The following is a 23,672-nucleotide window of genomic DNA, read 5'->3' as shown; positions in this document are numbered from 1 at the left end:
TTGCCGAGCATGATCTGCGGATCCAGGCATCGCCGGTACGGCCTCCAACCGGTCGTGCTCGGGAGCCGGCCGCCGCGTCGGACCCACCGTTGACAGGGGAATCCGGTCGGGTCGAGTAGCCTCAATTCTCATGGGTCCCCGCGCCAGACGTCTCATCGACGAGACACTGCGCTTCCTCGCCGTCGGCGGGGCGGCAACGCTCGTGGCGTTCGTGATCTTCAACTTCCTGGTGCACGGCTTCTACGCCACCGACAAACCGTGGATGAACAGCCATCCGACGCTGGCCTACGTGCTGGCCAACACGGTCGGCATGGCGATCAGTTATCGCGGCACCCGCAGCTGGGCGTTCAAGAACCGCGAGACCGCGCACGCGGATGGTGGCCGGTCGGCGTACGTCCTGATCAACGTGGCCACGATGGCGCTGCCGATCGGGTGCCTGTGGATCAGTCGCAACCTGCTTGACCATGACTCCGCATTCGCCGACAACGTCGCGGCCAACGTGGTGGGGCTCGGCCTCGGCATGATGGCCCGGTTCTATCTCTTCCGGCAGGTCATCTTCAGCCAGAAGAACTACGCGCCGGCGACGTTGGCCGGCACGAGCGCGATGCCGTTGCCCGGCAACTGCGTGCTGCCGCGTGGGCACGGCCGCCACCTCGACGGAATGATCGACGACGGGTCAGGGCACCCAGAGGTCGACCCACGACTGCCCTAGCTCGGCGAGCAGGTCGCGCAGCAAGGGCAGACTGAGACCGACCACGTTGTGGTGGTCGCCTTCGATGCCGGTGACGAAGGCGCCGCCGAGTCCGTCGATGGTGAAAGCACCCGCCACGTGCAGGGGCTCGCCCGTGGCGACGTACGCCGCGATCTCGTCATCGGTGACCTCGGCGAAGTGGACGGTCGTCGAGGCCGTGGCCGCGGCCACCTGCCCGGACGCGAGGTGGTGCAGCGCGTGGCCGGTGTGCAGCACTCCGGTGCGCCCACGCATCTCCACCCAACGACTGGTCGCCTCCTCGGGCGAGCCGGGCTTGCCCAGGGCCAGCCCGTCGAGCTCGAGCACCGAGTCACAGCCGAGCACCAGCCGATCGCCGGTGACCCGCTCGGCGACAGACGCAGCCTTGAGTTCGGCCAGCTGCAGGGCAAGCTCGGAGGGTGGCAGACCGTCGAGCTTCGACTCGTCGACGCCGGAGACGATGACCTCCGGCGTGACCCCGGCGCTGTGCAGCGTGGCCAGCCGGGCAGGGGAGGCCGAGGCGAGGACCAGCCTGGCGGCACTCACAGGCGGGCCAGGGCGGCCTTGAGCGGGTCCAGCCCGATCGAGCCCAGGTTGAGCGCGGCGGTGTGGAACTCCTTGAGGTCGAAGCCAGCGCCCTTGCGGGCCCTCGCCTCGTCGCGGGCCTCGAGCCAGATCCGCTCGCCGACCTTGTACGACGGCGCCTGGCCCGGCCACCCGAGATAACGGTTGACCTCGAAGACGATCGTCGGGTCGTCCATGCGGCAGTGCTGGCGCATGAACTCCAGACCCAGCGCCGGGGTCCACGTCTCACCGGGGTGGAACCCGAACGAGTTGTCCTTCGGGATCTCCAGTTCGAGGTGCATCCCGATGTCGACGATCACCCGGGCGGCGCGGAACCCCTGGCCGTCGAGCATGCCGAGCTTGTCGGCCGGGTCGGCCAGGTAGCCGAGGTCGTCCATCAGCCGTTCGGCGTACAACGCCCAGCCCTCACCGTGGCCACTGACCCAACACATCAGGCGCTGCCAGCGGTTGAGCAGCTCCTTGCGGTAGGTGGTCTGACCGACCTGCAGGTGGTGACCGGGGACGCCCTCGTGGAAGACGGTGGTGACCTCACGCCACGGTGAGAAGCTGTCGATGCCGTCGGGCACCGACCACCACATACGACCCGGGCGGGTGAAGTCCTCGGACGGCCCGGTGTAGTAGATGCCGCCGTCGTTGGTCGGCGCCAGCCGGCACTCGATGCGACGGATCGGTTCGGGGATGTCGAAGTGGGTCGCGGCCATGTCGGCCAGCGTTCTGTCGGCCAGCTCCTGCATCCACTGGCGGAACTCCTCGCGGCCCTCGATCCGGCGGGCCGGGTCGGCGTCGAGGTGGGCAACCGCCTCGTCGATGCTGCTGCCCGGCCGGATCAGCCCGGCGGTCGCGGTCATCTCGTCCTCGATGCGCCGGAGCTCCTCCCAGCCCCACGCGTAGGTCTGCTCGAGATCGACGGTGGCGCCGAGGAACTGGCGCGAGGCCAGCGCGTAGTGCTCACGGCCGACGGCCTCGTTGTCGCGGCCGCGGGGCTCCATCTCGTCCTCGAGGAACATCCCGAAGTCGGCGAAGGCGCGCGTGGCTGCCTTTGCGTTCTTCTCCAGCTCGGCCCCGAGGGTGTCGCCCGCGTCGTTGCCGGTGACGAGCTCGGCGAAGAAGCCCCCACCCTTGCCCTGCTGGCCGGTCCATCTGCGCACCTGGGTCGCCACCTCTGCGTACTGCCGAGCGGCGGCGGCATTGCCCTTGCTGGCCTCCTCGGCCAGCGTGATGCGGTAGTCCTGCAACGCCTGCGGAACCGCGGCGATGCGGGCGTTGATGCGGCTCCATGCCTCGTCGCCCTCGGTCGGCATCAGGTCGAAGACCTGGCGGATCTCGTGGAGGCCGCTGCTGATCACCGAGAAGTCGCTGCGGTTCAGACCCGCGTCGATCATCTCGACGTCCAGTCCCAGGCGCTCCAGGAAGGCCTCCCGGGCGACCCGCTCCCGTTCGTCGCCCGGCGCCGTGTCGGTGGCGTCGGCCAGAGCCTTGCGGGTCAGCCCCTCACGGGCACCGAACCCGTCGGGGGAGAGGTCGGTCAAACGGTCCTCGTGCCCGGAGATGCCGAGGTAGGTCGCGGTGATCGGGTCGAGGGCGGCGTACTCCTCGACGAACCTGTCGGCAATGGCATCCACGGCGCGCACGTCAGTCATCCGGTCAGTTTAGGGGTGGGACCCAGCGGGGAGGACAGAGCCGTGAACCCCCTTTCCGCGGCACTGACGGGGGCGTGGGTGACGGCGGCCCAGGTCTTCGTCCTGATCGGCTACTTCGTCTTCATCATCTTCACGTTCGGTCTGGGCCTGTTCGTGTTCTTCGTGCCGTTGTTCGTCCTGTGCTACATCGGCTGGCTGGGCGGCGACCGGATGGTTCCCGGGCCGGTGGAGGCGCGGCGTTGGATTGCGGTGTTCGTCACTCCGGTGGTGTCGGTGTTCGCCACCTGGGCCGGTCTCAGGGTCGCGTTCGCGGTGATGGGGAGCGACAACGACTGGGGTCCGGCCTACCTGATCGACCTCTTTCTGGCCCTCGTCACCGCCGGCGTGATCGGTGCCGTCGTGTGGTCCCTGCCGGCCCTCGTCAGCTCGACTCGGCGAACCGTCAGCTCGTCCCGGTGAACCGGCTCCACGCCGGCGAGGTGAGGGTCACTCGAGCGACCGCAAGTGCTTGAGCACGGCGCGGCCGCGGGGTGAGAGGCGATAGCCGGGACGCAGGCTCTCGGTCAGGCCGAGCTCCTTCAACTTTCGGATGTCGGCCTTGAACGGCAGCTTGGTGCGACCGACGTCGAGCGCGATGGTCTCGGCGAGCTCGCCCGGCCGCTCGTCGATCAGCTCGAGGTGCGAGCGGGTCCACGGACCGTGCTTGCTGCGGGCATCCATGCCGGCCAGCTCCGCCACGATCTCGGCTCGCTGCTTCGGTCCGAGACGCGCCCTCTCACGCAGCGTCACCCGCTCGTCGTCACCGGCGAAGCTCATCCGGATTCGGTAGACGTCACCGGGCTTGCGGGCCAGTACCTCGCGCAGCGCAGCGAGCTCGAGCCCGCTGCGTCGGGCCTCGTCCTCGGTGATCGCGTCGGGGTCCACGACGTCCACCGTGTCGAAGCGGATCACCCCGACCGCCGTACGTTGCGAGCCGCCGGGCACGTGCATGCGGCGGGTCCAGCGTCGGAACGCGAGGTCGAGCTCGCCGGAGACCACCCCGTCGAGCACCCGTCGGGGGATCATCATGGCTGCGACCCGTCCAGGGCCGAGGGGAACGCCTCGCGGAAGCTGCGCATTCCGCCGGCCGACTCGGCGGCGAGCACGGCGCGCGCGACCGCCCGGGTGACGCAGTCTCCGGCCGGGCCGAGCATCGCCTGGAACGAGAGGACGTCGGCCACCTCGCCGGTGCCGGTGGCCAGGGCGAAGATCGTGTCACCGTCGAACATCGTGTGCACCGGGTTGATCGCGCGGGCCAGGCCGTCGTGGCCGATCCCGGCCAGCTTGGCGCACTGGGCCTTGGTGAGCGCCGCGTCGGTGGCGATGACACCGATCGTGGTGGCCAGGGGCGGCTTGAGCAGGGCCGGGTCGGCAGCTGCGGCAGCGTGCGCGGCTTCGAGCTCTGCGCCGTCCGGGTGACGCAGCGTCGGCAGGTCACCGGACAGGCAGTGACGGGCGGCGTACAGCTCGCCGGTGCCCGGGTCGACCGCGGAGCCGACCGCGTTCACCGCCACGAGCACGCCGATCGTCGTGCCGTCCTCGAGTCGCACCGACGCCGAGCCGATGCCGCCCTTGAGCCCGCCGACGCGAGCGCCCGTGCCGGCGCCGACGGTGCCCTCTCGTACGTCGGACGAGGCCGCGTCGTACGCCGCCGCACCGAGCGCGGCATCGGGATGGTTGGCGAAGGCGCCGCCCCGGCCGAGATCGAAGAGCACGGCAGCCGGGACGATCGGCACCACCTCGCCCGGCCCTCCCATCGGGAAGCCGATGCCGTCCCGGAGGAGCCGCTGAGCCACGCCGTCGACACTGGCCAACCCGAGCGCCGAGCCGCCACTGAGCACGATCGCGTGCACCCGCTCCACCAGGTTGCGCGGGTCGAGCAGGTCGGTCTCCCGAGTGCCCGGCCCGCCGCCGCGTACGTCGACCCCGCCGACGGCACCGTCGGGCGGGGCGAGCACGACCGTCGTCCCGCTCAACCAGCCGTCGCCGATGCGCTCGGCCTGGCCGACCCGGATGCCCGGCACGTCCGTGATGCTGTTGGAGGTCACCCCACCAGTATGGTCACGCACCATGGACACCAGACCAGCCAGTTATGTGGTGGTGGTCGAGGACGGCGCTGTGCTGCTCGCCCACTGGAACGAGAACGGCAAGACCGGGTGGACCCTGCCCGGCGGAGGCATGGAGGAGCACGAGACGACCGAGGAGACCGCAGTCCGCGAGTTCCGGGAGGAGACCGGCTTCGACGTCGCGCTCGACGGACTGCTCGGCGTCGACACGAACTACGTGCCGGCCGCCGCACGTTTTTCGGAGGGCGCCGGCGACCTGCGCGCGTTACGGGTGATCTACCGCGGGCACATCACGGGCGGTGAGCTGACCCACGAGGTCGGCGGCACCACCGACGAGTGCCGGTGGGTCCCGCTCGACGAGGTCGCGTCACTGAAACGCGTCAGCCTCGTCGACGCCGCCATGGAGCTGCTGGCAGGCAGTCAGTGACTCCCGACGTCCACGGTCGAAACCTCGACCAGGCCGGGCGAGTCATGCCTGCCGTCAGTCACCTCGCCGGTGTCCCAGCGCAGTCGTAGACCCTCGCGGGTGACCTCCAGGGTGGCCAGGTTGTTGTCGAACCAGGGTCCTTGGGTCAGCCTCCAGCGCAACGGTGCGACGGGCACCTTCGCGGATCTCGCGACGAGGTGACCGATCGGGCCGGCAACCCCGTAGGAGAGTACGGCCGTCGCGAAGCGCCACTTGCGGGAGAGAGGGTTGCGTATCGGTGAGCAGACCGCCTGGACGATGCGGCTCTGCAGGGGCGATCCGCGTCGCGGGCGCGCTTCCGAGACGTAGCTGTGGTGCACGTCGCCGGACAGGAACGTGACCGTCCGTGGCGCCCGCCCCCGTTCACCCCGGGCAACCTCGAGCGTCATCGTGGCCACGTGCTGGAAGGTCGACTGGAAGGCACCCCAGTGCTCCAGATCGACCTTCTGGCGCAGCTTCTCACCGGCCCGTGACCCGCGTCTTCCCCAGGCGCCGCCGGCCAGTGCCTCGCTGAACGCCTCCACGTGGTGCAGACCCGGGGCCAGTAGGAACGGGATCGAGGTGCCGACCAGAAGGTGGTCGACGTCGCCTCGCATGCGGTCGTCGAGCCAGGCGAGCTCGGCGTCGTCGAGCAGGGACCGGTGCTCCGGGTCGAGGACGCGCGCGGCCCGCGAGTCCACGACCACGAGTCGCGCCTGGCCGCCGAAGTCACGGGAGTAGCTCCACCGGTACGTCTCCGGCTCCTGGTCCACCCGTTCGGCGAATGCGTCCAGGTGGTCGCTGACGTCGACCTCACCCGGGCCGTCGTACGCCTCGATGACGCGCCAGATCTCGTCCTCGGCACGTTCGGCCGGGCTCAGGTTCCCCAGGTGCTGATGGACCCAGTACGACGCCAGGCCGGCCACGATCCGCCCGTGCCACCACGACGTGGCCTCCATCTCGCGCTTCCACGCGAGCGAGGTGTTCCAGTCGTCACGGATGTCGTGGTCGTCGAAGATCATCGCGCTGGGCAGGGTGGAGAGCAGCCAGCGGTTGGCCGGGTCGTTCCATGCGAGCCAGTAGAGGTGGGCGTACTCCTCGTAGTCGCGCAGCTCGGTCCACGGGGGCTTGTCGATGTCACGGCGTGACTCGATGAACTCCTGCATCGCCTCCGTGGTCTCGTCGGCATACACCTGGTCGCCGAGGAACAGCACGAGGTCGGGCCGGGGGCTGTCGTGTTCGGCGAGTTGGAGTGCGTAGGCCCGCAGGGCGTCGACGCCGTGGGTCTTGTTGCCCTGCTCGTCGTGGGAGACCGACGTGCGGCAGGACCCGAACACCATGCGCAGCGGGCGGTCATGGTCGAGGGTGGCGATGGTGGAGGGCGGGTAGGGCGAGTCCGGCTCGGGCCACACCTGGGTGCCGTCGAGCTCGACCGTGTAGGCCAGCTGCGAGCCGGGAGACAGGCCGTCGAGGGCGGCCAGCGCGTAGTGGTGGCCGTGCACCGCGAACGTGCGCACACTCGCCTCGTGCTCGCCGGCCCGCACGGTCATCGTCCCGGCATCGGCCAGTTCCGCCCAGATCGTCGCGGCCGTCTCGTCGATGTGGCGAAGCATCGGGCCGAGCACGAGGGAGTTCATGTGCTCAGCATGCAACACGGCCCGACCGGGAAATGACCAACGTGCGGGTTCAGATGCAGGAGATGCATCGAACCCGCACGTCGGGGACGATTCAGCGGGGCAGACCGCTCGAGCGCCAACCGCCGGGCCCGTGCGGGTGGCTGGCTCGCATCCGCCGGTGGTTGGCCGACCACTCCGACTGCCGCCTCTGGGGCGGTGCCTCGACCGCGCCGAGGGAGGAGAACACCGCGACCAGGGCGGCGATCTCCTCGGGGGTCGCGTCGGAGCCGACCACCGTGAGGATCGGCTGCACCAGGGGCTTGTCTTCGGCTGTCATGTCGTCTCCTTCGATCGAACTGTCGTCGGTTCGGATCGACCTGTCGTGAGTTCGGAGTTTCTTCGGCTGGCGCGTCGACTCAGATCCCGCTGCTCGGGGAGCACTCCGTGCCCCCACTCACAGCGGGATGTTCCCGTGCTTCTTTGCCGGCAGGATCTCGCGCTTGGAACGCAGGAGACGCAGGCCGCGGACGATCTCGGTGCGGGTCTCGTGCGGCATGATCACCGTGTCGACGTAGCCACGCTCGGCGGCGATGTAGGGGTTGGCCAGTGTGGTCTCGTACTCGTCGACCAGCTCGGCGCGACGCGACTCGACATCCCCACCCTCGGCCTCGACGGCCGCAAGCGTCTTGCGGTGCACGATGTTGGCCGCACCCTGGGCGCCCATCACGGCGATCTGCGCGGTCGGCCAGGCGACGTTCAGGTCGGCACCGAGGTGCTTGGAGCCCATCACGTCGTACGCGCCGCCGTACGCCTTGCGGGTGATCACGGTGATCAGCGGCACCGTGGCCTCGGCGTAGGCGTAGATCAGCTTGGCGCCGCGGCGGATGATGCCGTTCCACTCCTGGTCGGTGCCGGGCAGGAAGCCGGGTACGTCGACGAAGGTGAGCACGGGGATGTTGAACGCGTCGCAGGTGCGCACGAAACGCGCGGCCTTCTCGGAGGCGTCGATGTCGAGGCAGCCGGCGAACTGCATCGGCTGGTTGGCGACGACACCCACGGGGCGTCCCTCGACGCGGCCGTAGCCGATGATGATGTTCGGTGCGAACATCGACTGAACCTCGAGGAACTCCTCGTCGTCGAGCACGCTCTCGATCACGGTGTGCATGTCGTAGGGCTGGTTCGGGGAGTCGGGGATCAGCGCGTCGAGCGTCTTGTCGAGGTCGCTGATCTCGAGGTCCGCCTCCTCGTCGTACGACGGCGGCTCGTCCAGGTTGTTCTGCGGCAGGTAGGAGAGCAGCGCCTTGACGTACTCGAACGCGTCGTCCTCGTCGGAGGCCATGTAGTGCGCGTTGCCCGACTTCGTGTTGTGCGTGCGCGCGCCGCCGAGCTCCTCCATGGTGACGTCCTCACCGGTGACGGTCTTGATCACGTCGGGGCCGGTGATGAACATGCCCGAGGTGCCGTCGACCATGATCGTGAAGTCGGTGACCGCGGGGGAGTAGACGTGGCCGCCGGCGCAGTTGCCCATGATCATCGAGATCTGTGGGATGACACCTGAGGCGTGCACGTTGCGCTTGAAGATCTCGCCGTAGAGGCCGAGCGAGACGACGCCCTCCTGGATGCGGGCCCCGGCGCCTTCGTTGATGCCCACGATCGGGCTGCCGGTCTTGATCGCGAGGTCCATCACCTTGGTGATCTTCTCGCCGTAGACCTCGCCGAGCGATCCACCGAAGACGCTGAAGTCCTGGGAGAAGACGCAGACCTGGCGGCCGTCGACCGTGCCGTAGCCGGTGATGACGCCGTCGCCGTAGGGCCGGTTCTTCTCCAGCCCGAAGGCCGTGGAGCGGTGGCGCGCGAGCTCGTCGAGCTCGACGAAAGAACCCTCGTCGAAGAGGAGCTCGATGCGCTCTCGGGCGGTCTTGCGACCCTTGGCGTGCTGCTTCTCGATTGCCTTGGCCGACCCGGCGTGCACGGCTTCGTCGAGCCTGCGCTCGAGGTCTGCCAACTTGCCTGCCGTCGTGTGGATGTCGATGTCCTGCGGGACGTCAGTGCCCTCGCCCGGTTGTGCGCTCACGTGTACTGGCCTCCTAGTGTGTCCGTGGGCCAATCTAGTGCCCATGACCTCCGGACCTCGCGCTCGCCCACCCATTGATCGGGACCCCCTGGACCCGGCTCGCCTCCCCGATCGGGTGGAGGTGCTGGCCGAGGCCGGCTCCACCAACGCGCTGCTTGCGGCTCGAGCCCGTGAGGGTGCCGCCTCGGGCGCCGTGCTCGTCACCGAGCACCAGACCGCCGGTCGCGGTCGCCTCGATCGGGTCTGGGAGACCCCGGCGCGCTCGGCGCTGACCTTCTCCGTGGTGCAGTGGCCCGACCTGTCCGCGGCGATGTGGCCGTGGATCCCACTCGCCACGGGGTGCGCGGTGCACGCTGCGCTGGCCGCCACCGTTCCCGGTCTCGGGCTCAAGTGGCCCAACGACGTGCTGGTCGAGGGTCGCAAGGTGGCGGGGATCCTGGTCGAGCGCGTCGAGACTCCTCGGGGCCCGGCCGCGATCATCGGCATCGGCCTCAACGTCTCCACCACACGAGACGAGCTCCCGGTCGACAACGCGACGTCGCTGGCCCTGGAGCTGGGCCACGCGCCCGACCGCACCGACCTGCTCATCGCGCTGCTGGCGACCCTCGACGAGACGCTGTCGCGGCTGGCCGGGGATCCTGATTCGCTGCGGACGTCGTACGCCGCGGCCTGTGTGACGTTGGGCAGGGAGGTGCGGGTCGAGATGCCGGCCGGGGAGCCGATCTCCGGGCGGGCCAGCGCCATCGACCCGGGCGGTCAGCTGGTCGTGGAGACCGCAACGGGGCAGACGAAGGTGGGCGCCGGCGACGTGACGCATGTGCGTTGACCATTTGTTTGACATGATCTGGGGGTGGCCATCTCTCAGAAGCTCCTCAACGAGGGCGAACACGTCATCGTCACCACCCGTACGCACGTCAAGGCGCTGTTCCTGCCGATCCTCGTGCTGCTCGTGACCCTCGCAGCGGCGATCTACCTCGGCACGCTCGGCGACGGGACCACCGGCAAGGTGATCGACATCGTCGTCTGGGTGCTCGCGGCGATCGTGATCGTGTGGTGGGTGGTGCGGCCGTTCCTGACCTGGCTGACCACGTCATACACCTTCACCAATCGTCGCTTCCTGGCGCGCTCCGGCTTCATCGCGAAGGAGGGGCGCACCATCCCGCTGAACCGCATCAGCGGGGTCGACTTCGAGATCAGTGTGGTCGACCGCATCTTCGGCTGCGGCACGCTGGTCGTCTCCGACGCGAGTGAACAGGGCCGGGTCGAGCTCCACGACATCCCGCGGGTGGAGCAGGTGCAGCTCAAGGTCGCCGACGAGCTTCACCGGCTCTCCGAGCAGCGCAACGACGATGGTGTCTGATCCCGGGAAGCCGCTCAGCCGCGATGACCTGATCCAGAGCATTCTCGGCAGCACCGCCGAGTTCACCGCGGAGGGGATCGCGGAGCGGGTCGAGGTCGACCTCGACATCACCCGCCGCATCTGGCGTGCTCTCGGCTTTCCCGAGTACGGCGAGGACGAGGTCGCCTTCACCAAGGGGGACGTCGAGGCACTCGCCCTCCTGCAGGGCAGCGTCAAGGACGGGGTCATCGACTTCGACACCGCGCTCAACCTGACTCGTGCCGTGGGCACCACCATGGCGCGGCTGGCCGACTGGGAGATCGCCACTCTCGTGCCCCAGCTGCCGACGGGTGGGGCTGCCGGTGACCGCATCGCAGCAGCCATCCGCCTGCTCGAGGACGTCGGACCGCCCTTCGAGCAGCTCCTGGTCTATGCGTGGCGTCGCCACCTCGCCGCTGCCGCGTCGCGCGTCGAGGCCTTCGGCTCGGACGACGAGGAGCTCAAGACCACGGAGGTGACGGTGGGCTTCGCCGACATCGTCGCCTTCAGCGCGTTGTCCAACGAGATCGGCGAGGAGCGCATCGGCGACCTGGTCGAGGTGTTCGAGTCCCGGTGCCACGACGTGGTCTCCACCAACCACGGCCGGGTGATCAAGAGCCTGGGCGACTCGGTGCTGTTCGTGTGCGACGACCCGATCCGGGCACTCGACATCGCCGACGGCATCATCGGCGTGATCGGTCGGGACCCCCGGATGCCCGACGTACGCCTCGGTCTGGCCAGTGGCGGGGTCGTGATGCGCATGGGTGACGTCTTCGGGCCGCCGGTCAACCTGGCCGCGCGACTGACTGCGGTGGCTCGTCGCAACCGGATGATCATCGACGAGGCGACCGCCCACATGCTGCCCGACGACCAGTTCGAGACGCGCCGGCTTCCGGCGCGGCCGCTGCGCGGCTTCGGTCTGGTCGAGCCGATCACGGTCCGCCCGCGCTGAGCGGGCACCGGCCCGGCAGATAGGGTTCGCGCGTGTCCCACGCTCCTGAACTGGCTCCCACGCTCGCCGTCATCGGCGGCGGACAGCTCGCCCGCATGATGGCCCAGCCGGCGATCGCGCTCGGCTTGCCGATGCGTCTGCTCGCGGAGGCCGAGGGTGTCTCGGCCGCGCAGGTGATCGTCGACCACCGCGTCGGTGACTACCGCGACCTCGAGACCCTGCGGGCGATCACCGAGGGCTGTGCGGTGGTGACCTTCGACCACGAGCACGTGCCGACCGACCACCTGCATGCGCTCGAGCAGTCCGGGATCGCGGTGCGCCCCGGCCCCGACGCGTTGGTGCACGCCCAGGACAAGGGCGTCATGCGCGCCCGACTCACCTCGCTCGGCATCCCCTGCCCGCGGCACGCGCTGGTTGCCGACGTCGCCGAGGTCGAGGCCTTCGGCTTCCCGGCGGTGCTCAAGACGACTCGTGGTGGGTACGACGGCAAGGGGGTCTGGGTGGTGCGTTCGTCGGACGAGTGCGCCGCGGCGTTCGAGACCGCGGCCGCGTCCGGCGTACAGATCCTGGCTGAGGAGCTGGTCGACTTCCGTCGCGAGCTCTCCGCGCTGGTGGCGCGTTCCCCCAGCGGCCAGGCGGCGGGCTACCCCGTCGTCGCCTCCACCCAGAAGGACGGCATCTGCCACGAGGTGATCGCCCCCGCCCCCGATCTCGACCCTGCGCTCTCGGCGCAGGCACAGCAGATCGCGTTGACGGTGGCCGGCGAGCTCGACGTCACCGGCATCCTCGCGGTCGAGCTCTTCGAGACCACCGACGGTCGGGTGCTGGTCAACGAGCTGGCGATGCGTCCGCACAACACCGGCCACTGGAGCCAGGACGGCGCCGTGACCAGCCAGTTCGAGAACCACCTCCGCGCCGTCATGGACCTGCCGCTCGGCTCACCGGCGACCCGAGCACCGTGGACGGTGATGGTCAACATCCTGGGCGGTGAGGAAGTCGACGGAGCCGCCTCTGCTCCGTTGTGGCAGGGACTCCCGCACGCGATGGCCCGTGACCCGCGCCTGCGGGTCCATCTCTACGGCAAGGAATGGCGCCCCGGGCGGAAGGTCGGTCACGTCAACACCTACGGCGACGACCTGGCCGACTGCCTGGAGCGTGCCCGGCACGCGGCCGCGTGGTTCCGGGGCGACCTCGGGAACGATAGTGAGTGACATGACCGAGACCAGTGCACGCGTCGGCATCGTGATGGGTTCGGACTCCGACTGGCCGGTGATGAAGGCTGCCGGCGAGATCCTCGACGAGTTCGGGGTCGCCTGGGAGGCCGATGTGGTCTCGGCGCACCGCATGCCCGAGGAGATGATCGCCTGGGGCAGGGACGCCGCCGGTCGCGAGCTCAAGGTGATCATCGCCGGCGCCGGGGGTGCGGCCCACCTGCCGGGCATGCTGGCCTCGGTCACCCCGTTGCCAGTCATCGGCGTGCCCGTGCCGCTGAAGTACCTCGACGGCATGGACTCGCTGCTCTCGATCGTGCAGATGCCCGGTGGCATCCCGGTGGCCACGGTTGCGATCGGGAACGCCAAGAACGCCGGCATCCTGGCCGCCCGGATCCTCGCCACGTCTGACGACGCCCTGCGCGAGAAGCTCGTCGACTACCAGGAGTCGTTGTCGGTGATGGCACGCGAGAAGGGCAAGGTCGTCCGCGACGCCCAGACGGCCCGCAAGGCGGGGTTCTAGCCCTCGGCCGATCAGTCGATCTCGTCCTCGTCCCCGAGCAGCTCGTCGGGGTACTTCTTCACGTAGGTGCCCATCTTGCCCTGACGCATGAGGGTGAACAGCTCGTCGGTCTGTGACGTGTTCAGCTGCACGATCGAACCGTAGACGTCGATGGTGGGGGTGGCCGCGATCGGGACCGTCAGGAAGTTGACGTCCTCGGCCTTCGTGCCGCGCAGTGACAGGGCGAGCCCGCGGATGTCGCCGTTCTCCCAGTCCTCGTCGACGGTGAGGTGGTCGGTGATCGCGGAGAGGGTGTCGGAGAACTGACGTGGCTTGGTGAGCGTCCCGGCTTCGAGCACCTTCTCCATCAGCGAGCGGAGGAAGTTCTGCTGACGGTCGATGCGGTCGAAGTCCCCGCGCAGCAGACCGTGCCGGGTGCGGACGTACTGCAGGGCCTTCTCACCCTTGAGATTGTACTTGCCGGCCTTCCACTCGACCTTCTGCTTGCTGTCGTAGAAGGTCTCGGGGATCGTCACCGGGACGCCGCCCACGGCCTCGGAGAGATCCTTGAACCCGGCCCAGTCGATGATCGCCACGTGGTCCAGGCGTACGTCGGCCAGGTGCTCGACGGTGGAGAGGGCGCCGACCGGCCCGTACTGGGAGAACGCGGCGTTGATCTTGTTCTTGTGGGTGGGCTCGCCCTCGTCGTCGTAGATCATCACGAAGCTGTCGCGAGGGATCGAGGTGACGTACACGTGCTTCCGGTTGGCGGTGATGTGCACGATCATCAGGGTGTCGCTGCGGTACTTGCCCGTGGGCCAGGTCTCGGCGTCGACGTCCTCGGCGAGTGAGGTGTCCTGGCTCTCGCCCTCGATCTTCTTGCCGGCATCGGAGCCGAGCAGCAGGATGTTCACCGCGTCGCCCTTGTTGGGATCGGGGCGGTTCTCGTCGGAGAGCTTGTCGGTCGAGAACCGGTCGATGTTGTCGAGCTTGGCGTTCAGCGACCACAGGTAGTAGCCGCAGGCTCCGATGACGATCGCGAAGACGGCGAGGAGAGCGATCAGTGCCTTCGCGTGCTTGCGTCGGAAGGCCGTCCATCCGGCGTGCGCCCGTTTCCACCGGGAGGCCGGAGCGCCCGCGTCCTCGGACCCGTCACCGTCGACCTTGTCCGGATCCCCCTCCGGCGGCGCATTGTTCATCCGGTCAGTCTGCCGGGTCGATGCAAGAAAGCTCGCGCGGCGCGACGTGTCGGTGCGGCGCCGGGTTCGTCACTCGTCGACGCGACCGCGCAGGGCCTTGGTCTGTCCGCGCTGCTTCTTGGCCTCGAGCCGGCGTCGTTGAGAGCCCTTGGTCGGCCGGGTGGGACGACGCGGTGGCGCCGGTGGCGCCAGCGCCTCGCGCAGCACCGTGGCCAGCCGTTCGCGGGCAGCGGCCCGGTTGCGGAACTGGGAGCGGTGCTCGGAGGCGGCGATGGTGATCCGGCCCTCGACCAGTCGTTTGGCCAGGTGGCGCAGGGCGCGCGATCGCTGTTGGTCCGTCAGGGCGGAGGAGGTCGCGACGTCATAGTCGAGCTCGACGCGGGAGTCGGAGGTGTTGACCGACTGTCCGCCCGGTCCGGGGGAGCGGGAGAATCGCTCGTCGAGCTCGGCGGCGGGGACCACCAGCCCGCCCGGGATGCCGGGGCCCGAGCCGACGACGAGATCCTCACCCGGTTGGTTCATGCGCCGCGCTTGCCCCACTCGATGGCGGGGCAGGTGTCCATCACCATCGGTACGCCGGCCGCGCGGGTGCGGTCGAAGGCGGCCTCATCGATCACGCCGAGCTGGAACCACACGCCCTTCGCGCCGATGGCGACCGCCTCGTCGGCGTACTGGCCTGCGGAGTCGGAGCGACGGAAGACGTCGACCACGTCGACCGGGAAGGGCACCTCGGCGAGCGATGCGTAGCCCTGCTCCCCGTGCACCACGGGAGCACTCGGGTGGATGGGCACGACTCTCTTGCCGCGGGCCTGGAGCAGCGCGGCGATCGGGTAGGCCGTGCGCGCCGGGTTGTCGCTGAGTCCGACGACGGCCCACGTCTCGCACTCGTCGAGCATGAAGTCGATTGCCTGCTTGTCCTGCCACATTGTCATGAGTTCACCCTACGGTCGGACCCAGTCGGTGAGTGCGCCGCGCACCTCACGCAGCACCTGCTCGACGTCACTCGCGGTCGTGTGGACGACGACCGTGGAGCTCGTGCTCGGCGCGGGCCCTGCCGTGGCCAGTGCACGGGTGAGGGCGGCCTCGAAGGCACTGTCGACGTTCTCGGTCTCCTCGCGCAGCCAACCGCGGAGGACGTGGTTGTGCGCCGTGATCACCGCGGCCGCGAGCAGCTCCGCGCGCAGCGCGCCGTCGGCCTCGTCCGCGGTCCAGGCGGTGATGTGATCGCGGAAGAGCCGCAGGTATCGCTGGGCACTGGCGCTCTCGCGGTCCCGTAGCGCCGGGACGGTGCGGGTCAGCCGATAGCGGGCGCGTGCCGTCTCGCCCTCGTCGAGGTAGTGGTCGAGGACCACGCGTGCGGCCTCGCGCAGTGCCACGTCGCGCGTGGTGGAGGTGGCCGTTGAGAGTCGGGCAGCCACCCGGGGGAGCAGCTGGTCGTGGTCGGGGAAGACCACGTCGTCCTTGCCGCGGAAGTGCCGGAAGAACGTCGTGCGACCGGTGCCGGCACGTGCGGCGATCTCATCGACCGTGGTCTCGGTGAAGCCGCGCTCCTCGAAGAGCGCGAACGCCGCGTCGACCAGTCGGGCACGGGTGGAGGTGGGCATGGGCGTCAGCCTAGCGTTTGGAGGTACGCAGTACCAGCGATATGGTACGTCGTACCCCACCGGTTCGTTTCGAGGAGACCTTGATGTCCGAACACCCCATGTTTGCCCTGTCCGAGGAGCACCAGGCGATTCGCGAGGCCGTCCGCGCGGTCTGCGACGCCAAGGTCGCGCCGTACGCCGCCGAGGTCGATGAGAACGCCCGGTTCCCGCAGGAGGCCGCCGACGCGCTGCTCGCCGCCGACTTCCACGCCGCCCACGTCCCCGAGCAGTACGGCGGTGCCGGCGCGGATGCCCTGGCCACGGTGCTGATCATCGAGGAGGTGGCCCGCGCCTGCGTGTCCTCCTCGCTGATCCCGGCCGTCAACAAGCTGGGCTCGCTACCGGTGCAGATCGGCGGCTCCGAGGAGCTCAAGGCGAAGTACCTCGGCAAGCTGGCTGCCGGTGAGGGCGGCTTCTCCTACTGCCTCTCCGAGCCCGACGCCGGCTCCGACGCGGCCAACCAGAAGACCCGCGCCGTGCGCGACGGCGACCACTGGGTCCTCAACGGCGTGAAGCGCTGGATCTCCAACGCCGGCGTGTCGGAGTACTACACGGTGCTCGCGGTGACCGACCCCGACAAGCGCACCAAGGGCATCTCCGCGTTCGTGGTCGAGAAGTCGGACGAGGGCGTCTCCTTCGGCGCTCCCGAGAAGAAGCTGGGCATCAAGGGCTCGCCCACCACCGAGGTCTACTTCGACAACGTGCGCATCCCCGCCGACCGGATCATCGGCGAGGAGGGCCAGGGCTTCGAGATCGCCATGAAGACCCTCGACCACACCCGCATCACCATCGCGGCCCAGGCCGTCGGTGTGGCCCAGGGTGCCCTCGACTACGCGCTGGAGTACGCCAAGGAGCGTCAGCAGTTCGGCAAGTCGATCGCCGACTTCCAGGGCCTGCAGTTCCTGCTGGCCGACATGGGCATGAAGGTCGAGGCCGCCCGCCAGATGACGTACGCCGCCGCCGGTCGCTCCGAGCGTGGCGATGCAGACCTCACGTTCTTCGGTGCCGCGGCCAAGTGCTTCGCCTCCGACGTGGCCATGCAGGTGACCACCGACGCCGTCCAGGTGCTCGGCGGCTACGGCTACACCCGCGACTACCCGGTCGAGCGGATGATGCGCGACGCGAAGATCACCCAGATCTACGAAGGCACCAACCAGGTGCAGCGGATCGTGATGGCGCGCCAGCTGCTCGCCGGCATCCAGTCCCAGCTCTGACCCAGGGGTCCGACCAGGCAGACCAGACGCCGCGACACGCCGGTCACCCGGCGTGTCGCGGCATTTCTGCGTCCGCGGCGGACCCCCGATTCTCGGCGAGCCAGGCACGCAGGGTGTGTGCGACCTGCTCCGGGTTCGTCATGACCTGCGTCCACGTGAAGCGCAGAACCGTCCAGCCCGCGAGGGTCAGCGCGTTGTAGCGCAAGCAGTCACGGTCGTGGTCTCGCGGCTCCATGCCGTGGAAGGTGTAGGAGTCGGCCTCGATCGCGAGTCCGAGCAGGGGGTTGGCGAGATCGGGATGGAGCACGAGCTGTCCGCACGTGATCGTGTACTGCGGCACCACCGGCAGCCCGATCAGGATGCAGATCGCCCGGAGAGTGGACTCGAACGGGTTCGCCGCCCGGCCGTCGGCGTACGTCGCGACGCGCACCTGGCGGTCTGTTCGCGCGGCAGCGATCAGTGCTTCCTTGGTGATGTCGCCGTGGCGCAGTGCTGAATCGGCCACACACAGCGCGACGTCGAAGGGCAGGTCGCGGGCGCAGTCGAGGACGGTGCGCAGCGGCGAGGTCGACCATCCCTGCCGCTCCGCTGGCCGCAAGCGGCGACGATAGGTCTCGGCAATGAAGTCGTCGTGCCCGTCGAGGAGAGTCTTGTCGGACCGCAGGGTCACCTGTGGAAGTGCGGGCGGGTGCTTCACCTCCCAGCCGTGGTGGAGGGCGGCGCTCAGGTGGGAGACGTGGCCGTTGACCTTCTGGGCCGTCCGGAGCGCCGTGTCGGTGATCGGCAACGCCAGCCTGTCGCGGGCGACGCGGACGAGATCGCCTCGGCGTACGGCGGTCCGGACCCGGGTCCGTGAGGAGAGGCGGGTCACGTCGCGGGTGCGCGCGACGCCACCCAGTCGGGCCACGGCCTCGGCCGCCGTCATCATCTCCACGGAGCTCAGTCTGGATCGCCGCGTGAGATCGCGCATGTCGTTGTCCACAGGGGTCCGACCAGGCAGACCAGACGCCGCGACACGCCGGTCACCCGGCGTGTCGCGGCACTGCTGCGTCCGCGGCGGACCCCTGACCGGCTACTTCGGCAGGCCGGTCTCGGTGCAGAGGCCGTTGGAGATGCCCTCGGTGTCGTCGTCCTTGATGTGCTCGAACATCTCCTTCGATCGCTCGCTGTCCCAGTGGACGGCAAGGTCGGAGATCGGCACGCCGCAGGTCAGGCCGTTGTCACCGTCGACCCGGGTCATCGCCCATGCGAACCGACCCAGGTCGATCGGGCCGGTGCCCTCACTGACCTTGACCGTGCGGGCGGCGGCCATGTTGAGCTTCCAGTAGCGGATCGGGTTGATCACCGACCACGGCGAGACGGCCTTCGAGCCGACCGCGGAGACCACCTCGCGCTGGTGCTTGGCGCGGGTGATGTCGCCGTACTGCGGATCGGTCTTGCGGGAGCGCGCATAGCCCAGGGCCTCGACGCCGTCGACATCCTGGCAGCCCTTCTTGATGTTGAGGTTGGCCTGCTTGTCCTTCATGTCCTTCGTGGGGCAGATCTCGATGCCGCCGACCGCGTCGACCACGTCGACGAACCCGCCGAAGCCGATCTCGACGTAGTGGTCGACCTTGATGCCGGTGTTGTGCTCGATCGTCTTGATCAGCAGCTTGGGTCCACCGCCCTCGTAGGCGTCGGGGTTCGTGGTGCCGTTGATCTTCGCGGCGCCGTGGCCGGGGATCTCGACGAGCGAGTCGCGGGGGATCGACATCAGCAGGTTCGGGCCGCTTCCGGTGTGCAGCAGCATGATCGTGTCGGTGCGCTGCCCGACGTCGCCGCCGGTGCCGAGCTTCTTGCGCTCCTCGTCCGAGAGGTCCGCGCGTGAGTCGCTGCCGACCACGAGGTACGTCGTACCGTCCTGGTCATCGGGGCGCTCACCGCTCGGGAACGCGTCGACCGTCGAGATCTTGTTGAACGCGAAGATCGGCGTCGCAATCAGGAAGGCCAGCCACAGCAGCAGCAACAGCATCAGCCAGCGCAGCGGGCGGAACCGGGGGCGGCGTAGACCGAAGCCACGGCCGCCGCCGGAGGGTGGCTGGTGTCCGGGCGGGGGCGCGACGGGACGTCCGGGCTGCGAGGGCTGGGGCGGCTGCTGGCCCGGCGGCTGGGGCTGTCGGTAGGGCTCTGCGGAGGGCATGACCTGGGTGTGCTCCGGACCTGGGTCGGGACGGTTCGCCGCGGGACGGGACTGCCCGGGCGGAATGATCTGGGTGGCGTCGGAGTCGGCAGGCTCGTCGGGACGCTGAGGGCCCTTGCCGTACAGCCATTCGTACTCAGGTGTGCCCGGTTCGGGGCCTTCGGGACGGTCAACCATGGGGCAGACGGTACCGGTGCGGCCCCCTCCGGCCGCTAATCTGCACCGCATGACCGCTCTGTTGCCCGACCAGCCGGCCAGCCGCCCGCCGACCTACTCCAGGGTCTCCCTGGCCGAGATGATGCACGGGACCTCCGCCAACCTGCTCGGCAACGTGCACGGTGGGGAGATCATGAAGCTGGCCGACTCGACCGCCGGTGCAGCGGCCCAGCGGCACAGCGGCGGACCGGCCGTGACTGCCGCGTTGGACGAGATGGCGTTCCTCGAGCCCGTGCACGTCGGTGACATCGTGCGCACCACGGCGCAGGTCAACTGGGCGGGCCGCTCATCGATGGAGGTGGGTGTTCGCATCGAGGCGGAGCCGTGGACCGATGCCTCCGGGCACCCGGTCCACGTGGCCTCGGCGTACTTCGTGTTCGTCGCCATCGACGAGTCCGGCCACTCCCGGACGGTGCCGGCCTTGGTGCCGGAGACCCCCGACGACGAGCGCCGGCTGCGCGAGGCCGAGATCCGGCGGGCCCATCGCCTGGCCGGCAAGGAGGAGATCGCCCGGGGCCGTACGACGGACGTGTGAGCGAGGCGGGCCGATCGCATTGCCCGGCGAGTCGCAACGCGATGTGACTCCTGTGACTGGTGATACTGACTGACGTCACTGATTTCTTCCCCAGTCAGAGAGGCTCAGTCGATGCCACCCGCATCTTCCCCCGGGTTGCACGATCGCCACAGCGGTAGCGCCCGAGAGACGGACCGTGCAGCGAAGGTGCGGTTCCGTCGTGCCATCACCCTGATGGTGATGACCTTGTTCCTGCCGGGATCGGCCCAGCTGGTCGCGGGCAACAAGCGCATCGGTCGGATCGCGATCCGGATCGTCATCGGTCTCGTCGGCCTTGCGGCGTTCGCCTTCCTGATCGGGCTGTTCTCGCACACGTTCGTCTTCTGGCTGGGCTCGACGCCCTATGTCCTCAACCTGATCCGCTTCGTGCTGATGCTGGCCGCGATCGGGTGGGCGGCCCTCTTCATCGACGCGTGGCGGCTCGGCCAACCACTGACCCTGGTCAAGAACCAGCGCCTGGCCGCGGTCGGCCTCAACGGCGTCCTCTGCTTCTCCGTGGTGGGCACCCTGCTCTTCGGCGCGCATCTGGTCACCGTCCAACGCGACTTCATGATCACCATGTTCGGGGACGGGCCGGTCAGCAACGCCGAGCACGGGCGCTACAACGTGCTGCTGATGGGCGGTGACTCCGGAGCCGGCCGCTGGGGCCTGCGCCCCGACTCGATGACGATCGCCAGCATCGACGAGGAGACCGGCCGCACGGTGCTGATCGGGCTCCCGCGCAACCTCGAGAACTTCAAGTTCAGGAAGGGCTCGGTGATGGACGAGCAGTTCCCCGACGGGTTCGACTGCGAGGGCTGCTACCTCAACGGCGTCTCGACCTGGGCCGGCGACAACAAGGACCTCTTCGGCAAGGCGAAGAACCCGGGAATCGATGCCACCATCATGGCCGTCGAGGGCATCACCGACCTCAAGATCAACTACTGGGCCATGGTCAACCTCCAGGGCTTCAAGGATCTCGTCGACGCGGTGGGTGGGGTCACCCTCAACGTCCGTGACCGGATTCCGGTCGGGGGCCTGGGCAGCGACGTCACCGGCTACATCGAGCCGGGAGAGCGCAAGCTCAGCGGCTTCGAGACGCTCTGGTACGCCCGCTCCCGTGAAGGCTCCGACGACTACGCCCGCATGGCGCGGCAGAAGTGCGTGATGAACGCGATCGCCACTCAGATCAGCCCCAAGAAGGTGATCACCAACTTCGAGGAGATCACCTCCGCCGGATCGTCGATGGTCGAGACGAACCTGCCCGGGAGCCAGGTCGCCAGGTTCATGGACCTGGCGCTGAAGGCCAAGGACCAGAAGATCTCCTCGGTCTCGATCGTCCCGCCGGCGATCAACACCGCCCACCCCGACCTGGCCAAGATCAAGGCGATGATCAAGAAGGGCATCGACAAGGCGGAGGGCAAGGCCGGCAAGCCGGGCAAGGCGAAGAAGAACGCCTCCACCAACGGCGCCGCGATCGGAACCCGTGACGAGGGCTACGCCGCCAATGAGGCCGAGGACCTCGCCGCTGCCTGCTGAACGCCCATCAACATCTAGGGTGGTCGCCGTGCCGACCCCATCCACCCCCGCCACCGCCCCGGGCCGCATCGTCGCCGTGGTGGTGACGTTCAACCGGTTGTCGCTGCTCCAGGGCCTGCTCGCGCGCCTGCGTCGTACGCCGGAGCTGGCGGAGATCGTCGTCGTCGACAACGCCTCGACCGACGGCACAGGGGAGTGGCTGGCTGGGCAGGAGGGCGTTCACTCCGTGACACTGTCCGAGAACCGCGGGGGTGCGGGCGGATTCCACGAGGGGATGCGCGTCGGTCTGGAGAGCGGTGCCGACCTGCTCTGGTTGATGGACGACGACGGCATGCCCGACGACGACTGCCTCCCGCGACTCCTGGAGCACCACGGTGACCTCGACTTCTGGGGACCCGTGGTCGTCGACCAGGCCGACGCCGACCGGCTGGTCTTCCCGATCCGCCTGCCTGGCGGCACCACGGTGGTGCACGACCTGGCCGACGTGCGCGCCGCGGCCACTGACGGGCGCATCGATGAGATCGTGATCCCGTTCAACGGTGTCCTGGTCACCCGCGACCTGGCCGAGAGGATCGGCCTGCCGCGCGCCGAGTTCTTCATCTGGGGCGACGACCACGAGTACCGCCTGCGCGCCGAGAAGGCCGGCGCCCGCATCGCCACGGTCGTCGACGCCACCGTGCGGCATCCCTCCGTCGGCAGTCTCGGCACTCCGATGATGTTCGGGCGTACGACGTACAACCACTCACCGTCCGACCTCAAGCACTACTGCATGTCGCGCAACAACGTGGTCAATCTGCGCACCTACCGCGGGTCGCTCCACGTGGTCGCGTTCATCGTGAAGACTGCGTGGTTCTACGCGTTCACCCGGCCCTCGCCGCAACGGTTGAGGTTGAGCGCCCAAGGGATCGCCGCCGGGCTGCGCAACGACTTCACCGGTCACGGGAGGTTCCTCCGGTGACCGAGCGCATCGCAGTCGTGATCGTCACCTACAACCGGGCCGACCTGCTGGCCGGCATGCTCGACGGACTGGCCGCCCAGACCCGTCAACCCGACGCGGTCATCGTGATCGACAACGCCAGCGCCGACCACACCCGCACCGTGCTCGACCGCGACGACCTGCCGCTGCGGGTCACCCACAGCGACGACAACCTCGGCGGTGCCGGAGGGTTCCACCTCGGGGTCAAGCAGGCCTACGAGGCGGGGTTCGACCGCATCTGGCTGATGGACGACGACGTGGTGCCGGCGCCGGACTGTCTGGCCGTGCTGGCCGACCACGAGAACCCGTGCCTGATGGCGGTGCGCGAAGATCTCCACGGCAACCTGGTCGAGAAGTCCGCGATTCACTTCGACCTCAGGAACCCGTTGCGGATCCGGCCCAAGACCGCGTGCGTCGACCAGGCCTACGCCTCGAGGGCGGACCTGCCCGCCGAGCTGCCGATCGAGAACGTCGCGTTCGAGGGCTTCATGGTGCACCGACGCGTGATCGACGAGATCGGCCTGCCCGACCCGTCGTACTTCATCTTCTACGACGACGTCGACTTCGCGGTCCGCGCCCGCCGGGCGGGGTTCACCATCCTCGCGCTGCGTGACGCCGTGCTGGTTCGCCAGCTCGACTTCAACCAGCAGCACGCCCTCGACACGTGGAAGGGGTTCTACATGTTCCGCAACCTCTTCATCGTGCACTTCAGGTACGGCGAGAACGCGCTGGTGCGCGCCAAGCCGTGGCTGATCGTGATCGCGGTCCTGATGCTGAGCCCGTTCCGTGGAGGACGGGCCGAGGCCACCAACGTGATCAAGGCCATCCGGTCGGCGCGCCACATGCGGCGACCGCCCAGCCCTGGCCCACCCGCTCGCTAGACTGACCGCTGCGCCAATTGCTGAGGAGACCCCC

At 69.0% G+C, this 23,672-nt stretch carries 26 protein-coding genes; 13 read left to right on the top strand and 13 right to left on the bottom strand.

Features of this window, described 5'->3' with window-relative positions:
- Window positions 1-130: 130 nt before the first annotated feature.
- Window positions 131-712, top strand: coding sequence for a GtrA family protein (locus tag NJ4_RS01980; RefSeq protein ID WP_067429335.1), 582 nt, complete (start codon window positions 131-133; stop codon window positions 710-712).
- Here NJ4_RS01980 and NJ4_RS01975 read toward each other — a convergent pair.
- Window positions 677-1,276 (bottom strand): Maf family protein, encoded by a 600-nt coding sequence (locus NJ4_RS01975; protein WP_067429332.1) that lies wholly within the window; start codon window positions 1,274-1,276, stop codon window positions 677-679. The genes NJ4_RS01980 and NJ4_RS01975 overlap by 36 nt on opposite strands.
- Window positions 1,273-2,955: a DUF885 domain-containing protein gene (locus tag NJ4_RS01970; RefSeq protein WP_067429328.1), complete on the bottom strand. Its 1,683-nt coding sequence runs from the start codon at window positions 2,953-2,955 to the stop codon at window positions 1,273-1,275. The genes NJ4_RS01975 and NJ4_RS01970 overlap by 4 nt, the downstream gene beginning before the upstream one ends.
- A 42-nt stretch (window positions 2,956-2,997) precedes the next feature.
- Here NJ4_RS01970 and NJ4_RS01965 point away from each other — a divergent pair, with 42 nt between their 5' ends.
- Complete coding sequence (locus NJ4_RS01965) at window positions 2,998-3,414, top strand: hypothetical protein (RefSeq protein WP_157550595.1); 417 nt, start codon at window positions 2,998-3,000, stop codon at window positions 3,412-3,414.
- A 27-nt stretch (window positions 3,415-3,441) separates the two neighbouring features.
- Here the strand turns inward: NJ4_RS01965 and NJ4_RS01960 are convergent, their stop codons facing one another.
- Together NJ4_RS01960 and NJ4_RS01955 are read right to left on the bottom strand one after the other, a co-directional pair.
- Window positions 3,442-4,023 (bottom strand): hypothetical protein, encoded by a 582-nt coding sequence (locus NJ4_RS01960; RefSeq protein WP_067429323.1) that lies wholly within the window; start codon window positions 4,021-4,023, stop codon window positions 3,442-3,444.
- The gene (locus NJ4_RS01955; RefSeq protein ID WP_245644404.1) at window positions 4,020-5,042 is read right to left on the bottom strand and encodes a P1 family peptidase; all 1,023 of its coding nucleotides are present in this window, start codon (window positions 5,040-5,042) and stop codon (window positions 4,020-4,022) included. Before NJ4_RS01955 ends, NJ4_RS01960 begins: the two co-directional genes overlap by 4 nt.
- A gap of 22 nt (window positions 5,043-5,064) precedes the next feature.
- Between NJ4_RS01955 and NJ4_RS01950 the strand changes: the two genes are divergently transcribed.
- Complete coding sequence (locus tag NJ4_RS01950) at window positions 5,065-5,487, top strand: NUDIX hydrolase (protein ID WP_067429317.1); 423 nt, start codon at window positions 5,065-5,067, stop codon at window positions 5,485-5,487.
- Here the strand turns inward: NJ4_RS01950 and NJ4_RS01945 are convergent.
- The 3 genes from NJ4_RS01945 to NJ4_RS01935 form a co-directional block, all read right to left on the bottom strand.
- A complete protein-coding gene (locus tag NJ4_RS01945; RefSeq protein WP_067429314.1) occupies window positions 5,481-7,142 on the bottom strand; it encodes an alkaline phosphatase D family protein in 1,662 nt (553 codons plus the stop codon). The genes NJ4_RS01950 and NJ4_RS01945 overlap by 7 nt on opposite strands.
- 91 nt (window positions 7,143-7,233) lie before the next feature.
- Window positions 7,234-7,458 carry an acyl-CoA carboxylase subunit epsilon gene (locus tag NJ4_RS01940; RefSeq protein WP_067429311.1) on the bottom strand — a complete coding sequence of 75 codons (225 nt, stop codon included), beginning with the start codon at window positions 7,456-7,458 and terminating at the stop codon, window positions 7,234-7,236.
- Between the two features lie 117 nt (window positions 7,459-7,575).
- Window positions 7,576-9,240, bottom strand: coding sequence for an acyl-CoA carboxylase subunit beta (locus NJ4_RS01935; RefSeq protein ID WP_082748084.1), 1,665 nt, complete (start codon window positions 9,238-9,240; stop codon window positions 7,576-7,578).
- Between NJ4_RS01935 and NJ4_RS01930 the strand changes: the two genes are divergently transcribed.
- Genes NJ4_RS01930 through purE form a run of 5 tightly spaced genes read left to right on the top strand, consistent with a single transcriptional unit; the run spans window position 9,239 to window position 13,259 of the window.
- Window positions 9,239-10,021: a biotin--[acetyl-CoA-carboxylase] ligase gene (locus NJ4_RS01930; protein ID WP_082748083.1), complete on the top strand. Its 783-nt coding sequence runs from the start codon at window positions 9,239-9,241 to the stop codon at window positions 10,019-10,021. The two genes, NJ4_RS01935 and NJ4_RS01930, sit on opposite strands and share 2 nt — an antisense overlap.
- A gap of 24 nt (window positions 10,022-10,045) precedes the next feature.
- Window positions 10,046-10,555 (top strand): PH domain-containing protein, encoded by a 510-nt coding sequence (locus tag NJ4_RS01925; protein ID WP_067429304.1) that lies wholly within the window; start codon window positions 10,046-10,048, stop codon window positions 10,553-10,555.
- Complete coding sequence (locus NJ4_RS01920) at window positions 10,545-11,525, top strand: adenylate/guanylate cyclase domain-containing protein (RefSeq protein WP_082748082.1); 981 nt, start codon at window positions 10,545-10,547, stop codon at window positions 11,523-11,525. The genes NJ4_RS01925 and NJ4_RS01920 overlap by 11 nt, the downstream gene beginning before the upstream one ends.
- A 32-nt stretch (window positions 11,526-11,557) precedes the next feature.
- The gene (locus NJ4_RS01915; RefSeq protein ID WP_281178232.1) at window positions 11,558-12,736 is read left to right on the top strand and encodes a 5-(carboxyamino)imidazole ribonucleotide synthase; all 1,179 of its coding nucleotides are present in this window, start codon (window positions 11,558-11,560) and stop codon (window positions 12,734-12,736) included.
- Window position 12,737: 1 nt separating this feature from the next.
- Entirely contained in the window at window positions 12,738-13,259 is a 522-nt protein-coding gene (purE, locus tag NJ4_RS01910; protein WP_067429301.1) for a 5-(carboxyamino)imidazole ribonucleotide mutase, read from the top strand.
- Between the two features lie 11 nt (window positions 13,260-13,270).
- Here the strand turns inward: purE and NJ4_RS01905 are convergent, their stop codons facing one another.
- The 4 genes from NJ4_RS01905 to NJ4_RS01890 form a co-directional block, all read right to left on the bottom strand.
- Window positions 13,271-14,437, bottom strand: a complete 1,167-nt coding sequence (locus tag NJ4_RS01905) for an LCP family protein (protein WP_067429299.1) — start codon at window positions 14,435-14,437, stop codon at window positions 13,271-13,273.
- Between the two features lie 69 nt (window positions 14,438-14,506).
- The gene (arfB, locus tag NJ4_RS01900; RefSeq protein WP_067429296.1) at window positions 14,507-14,959 is read right to left on the bottom strand and encodes an alternative ribosome rescue aminoacyl-tRNA hydrolase ArfB; all 453 of its coding nucleotides are present in this window, start codon (window positions 14,957-14,959) and stop codon (window positions 14,507-14,509) included.
- Complete coding sequence (locus NJ4_RS01895; protein ID WP_067429294.1) at window positions 14,956-15,369, bottom strand: CoA-binding protein; 414 nt, start codon at window positions 15,367-15,369, stop codon at window positions 14,956-14,958. Before NJ4_RS01895 ends, arfB begins: the two co-directional genes overlap by 4 nt.
- 9 nt (window positions 15,370-15,378) lie before the next feature.
- A complete protein-coding gene (locus NJ4_RS01890; protein WP_067429292.1) occupies window positions 15,379-16,041 on the bottom strand; it encodes a TetR family transcriptional regulator in 663 nt (220 codons plus the stop codon).
- Between the two features lie 83 nt (window positions 16,042-16,124).
- Here NJ4_RS01890 and NJ4_RS01885 point away from each other — a divergent pair, with 83 nt between their 5' ends.
- Window positions 16,125-17,294 (top strand): acyl-CoA dehydrogenase family protein, encoded by a 1,170-nt coding sequence (locus tag NJ4_RS01885; RefSeq protein ID WP_067429290.1) that lies wholly within the window; start codon window positions 16,125-16,127, stop codon window positions 17,292-17,294.
- Window positions 17,295-17,337: 43 nt separating this feature from the next.
- Here the strand turns inward: NJ4_RS01885 and NJ4_RS01880 are convergent, their stop codons facing one another.
- Together NJ4_RS01880 and NJ4_RS01875 are read right to left on the bottom strand one after the other, a co-directional pair.
- Window positions 17,338-18,222 (bottom strand): DUF559 domain-containing protein, encoded by an 885-nt coding sequence (locus tag NJ4_RS01880; RefSeq protein ID WP_245644408.1) that lies wholly within the window; start codon window positions 18,220-18,222, stop codon window positions 17,338-17,340.
- Window positions 18,223-18,366: 144 nt separating this feature from the next.
- Window positions 18,367-19,650, bottom strand: coding sequence for an LCP family protein (locus NJ4_RS01875; protein WP_067429283.1), 1,284 nt, complete (start codon window positions 19,648-19,650; stop codon window positions 18,367-18,369).
- A 49-nt stretch (window positions 19,651-19,699) separates the two neighbouring features.
- On the opposite strand from NJ4_RS01875, the gene NJ4_RS01870 reads away from it, so the two are divergent.
- From NJ4_RS01870 to NJ4_RS01855, 4 genes are all read left to right on the top strand, one after another.
- Window positions 19,700-20,224, top strand: a complete 525-nt coding sequence (locus NJ4_RS01870; RefSeq protein ID WP_067429280.1) for an acyl-CoA thioesterase — start codon at window positions 19,700-19,702, stop codon at window positions 20,222-20,224.
- A 219-nt stretch (window positions 20,225-20,443) separates the two neighbouring features.
- Window positions 20,444-21,781: an LCP family protein gene (locus tag NJ4_RS01865; RefSeq protein WP_245644403.1), complete on the top strand. Its 1,338-nt coding sequence runs from the start codon at window positions 20,444-20,446 to the stop codon at window positions 21,779-21,781.
- Window positions 21,782-21,809: 28 nt separating this feature from the next.
- Complete coding sequence (locus NJ4_RS01860) at window positions 21,810-22,739, top strand: glycosyltransferase (RefSeq protein WP_067429403.1); 930 nt, start codon at window positions 21,810-21,812, stop codon at window positions 22,737-22,739.
- On the top strand, window positions 22,736-23,638 hold the full coding sequence (locus NJ4_RS01855) for a glycosyltransferase family 2 protein (RefSeq protein WP_067429274.1): 903 nt from the start codon (window positions 22,736-22,738) through the stop codon (window positions 23,636-23,638). Before NJ4_RS01860 ends, NJ4_RS01855 begins: the two co-directional genes overlap by 4 nt.
- Window positions 23,639-23,672 lie beyond the last annotated feature (34 nt).

This window comes from Nocardioides jensenii JCM 1364 = NBRC 14755 (genome assembly GCF_001552535.1).
Classification (GTDB): Bacteria; Actinomycetota; Actinomycetes; order Propionibacteriales; family Nocardioidaceae; genus Nocardioides; species Nocardioides jensenii.
This window is presented reverse-complemented; position numbering and strand designations above follow the sequence as displayed.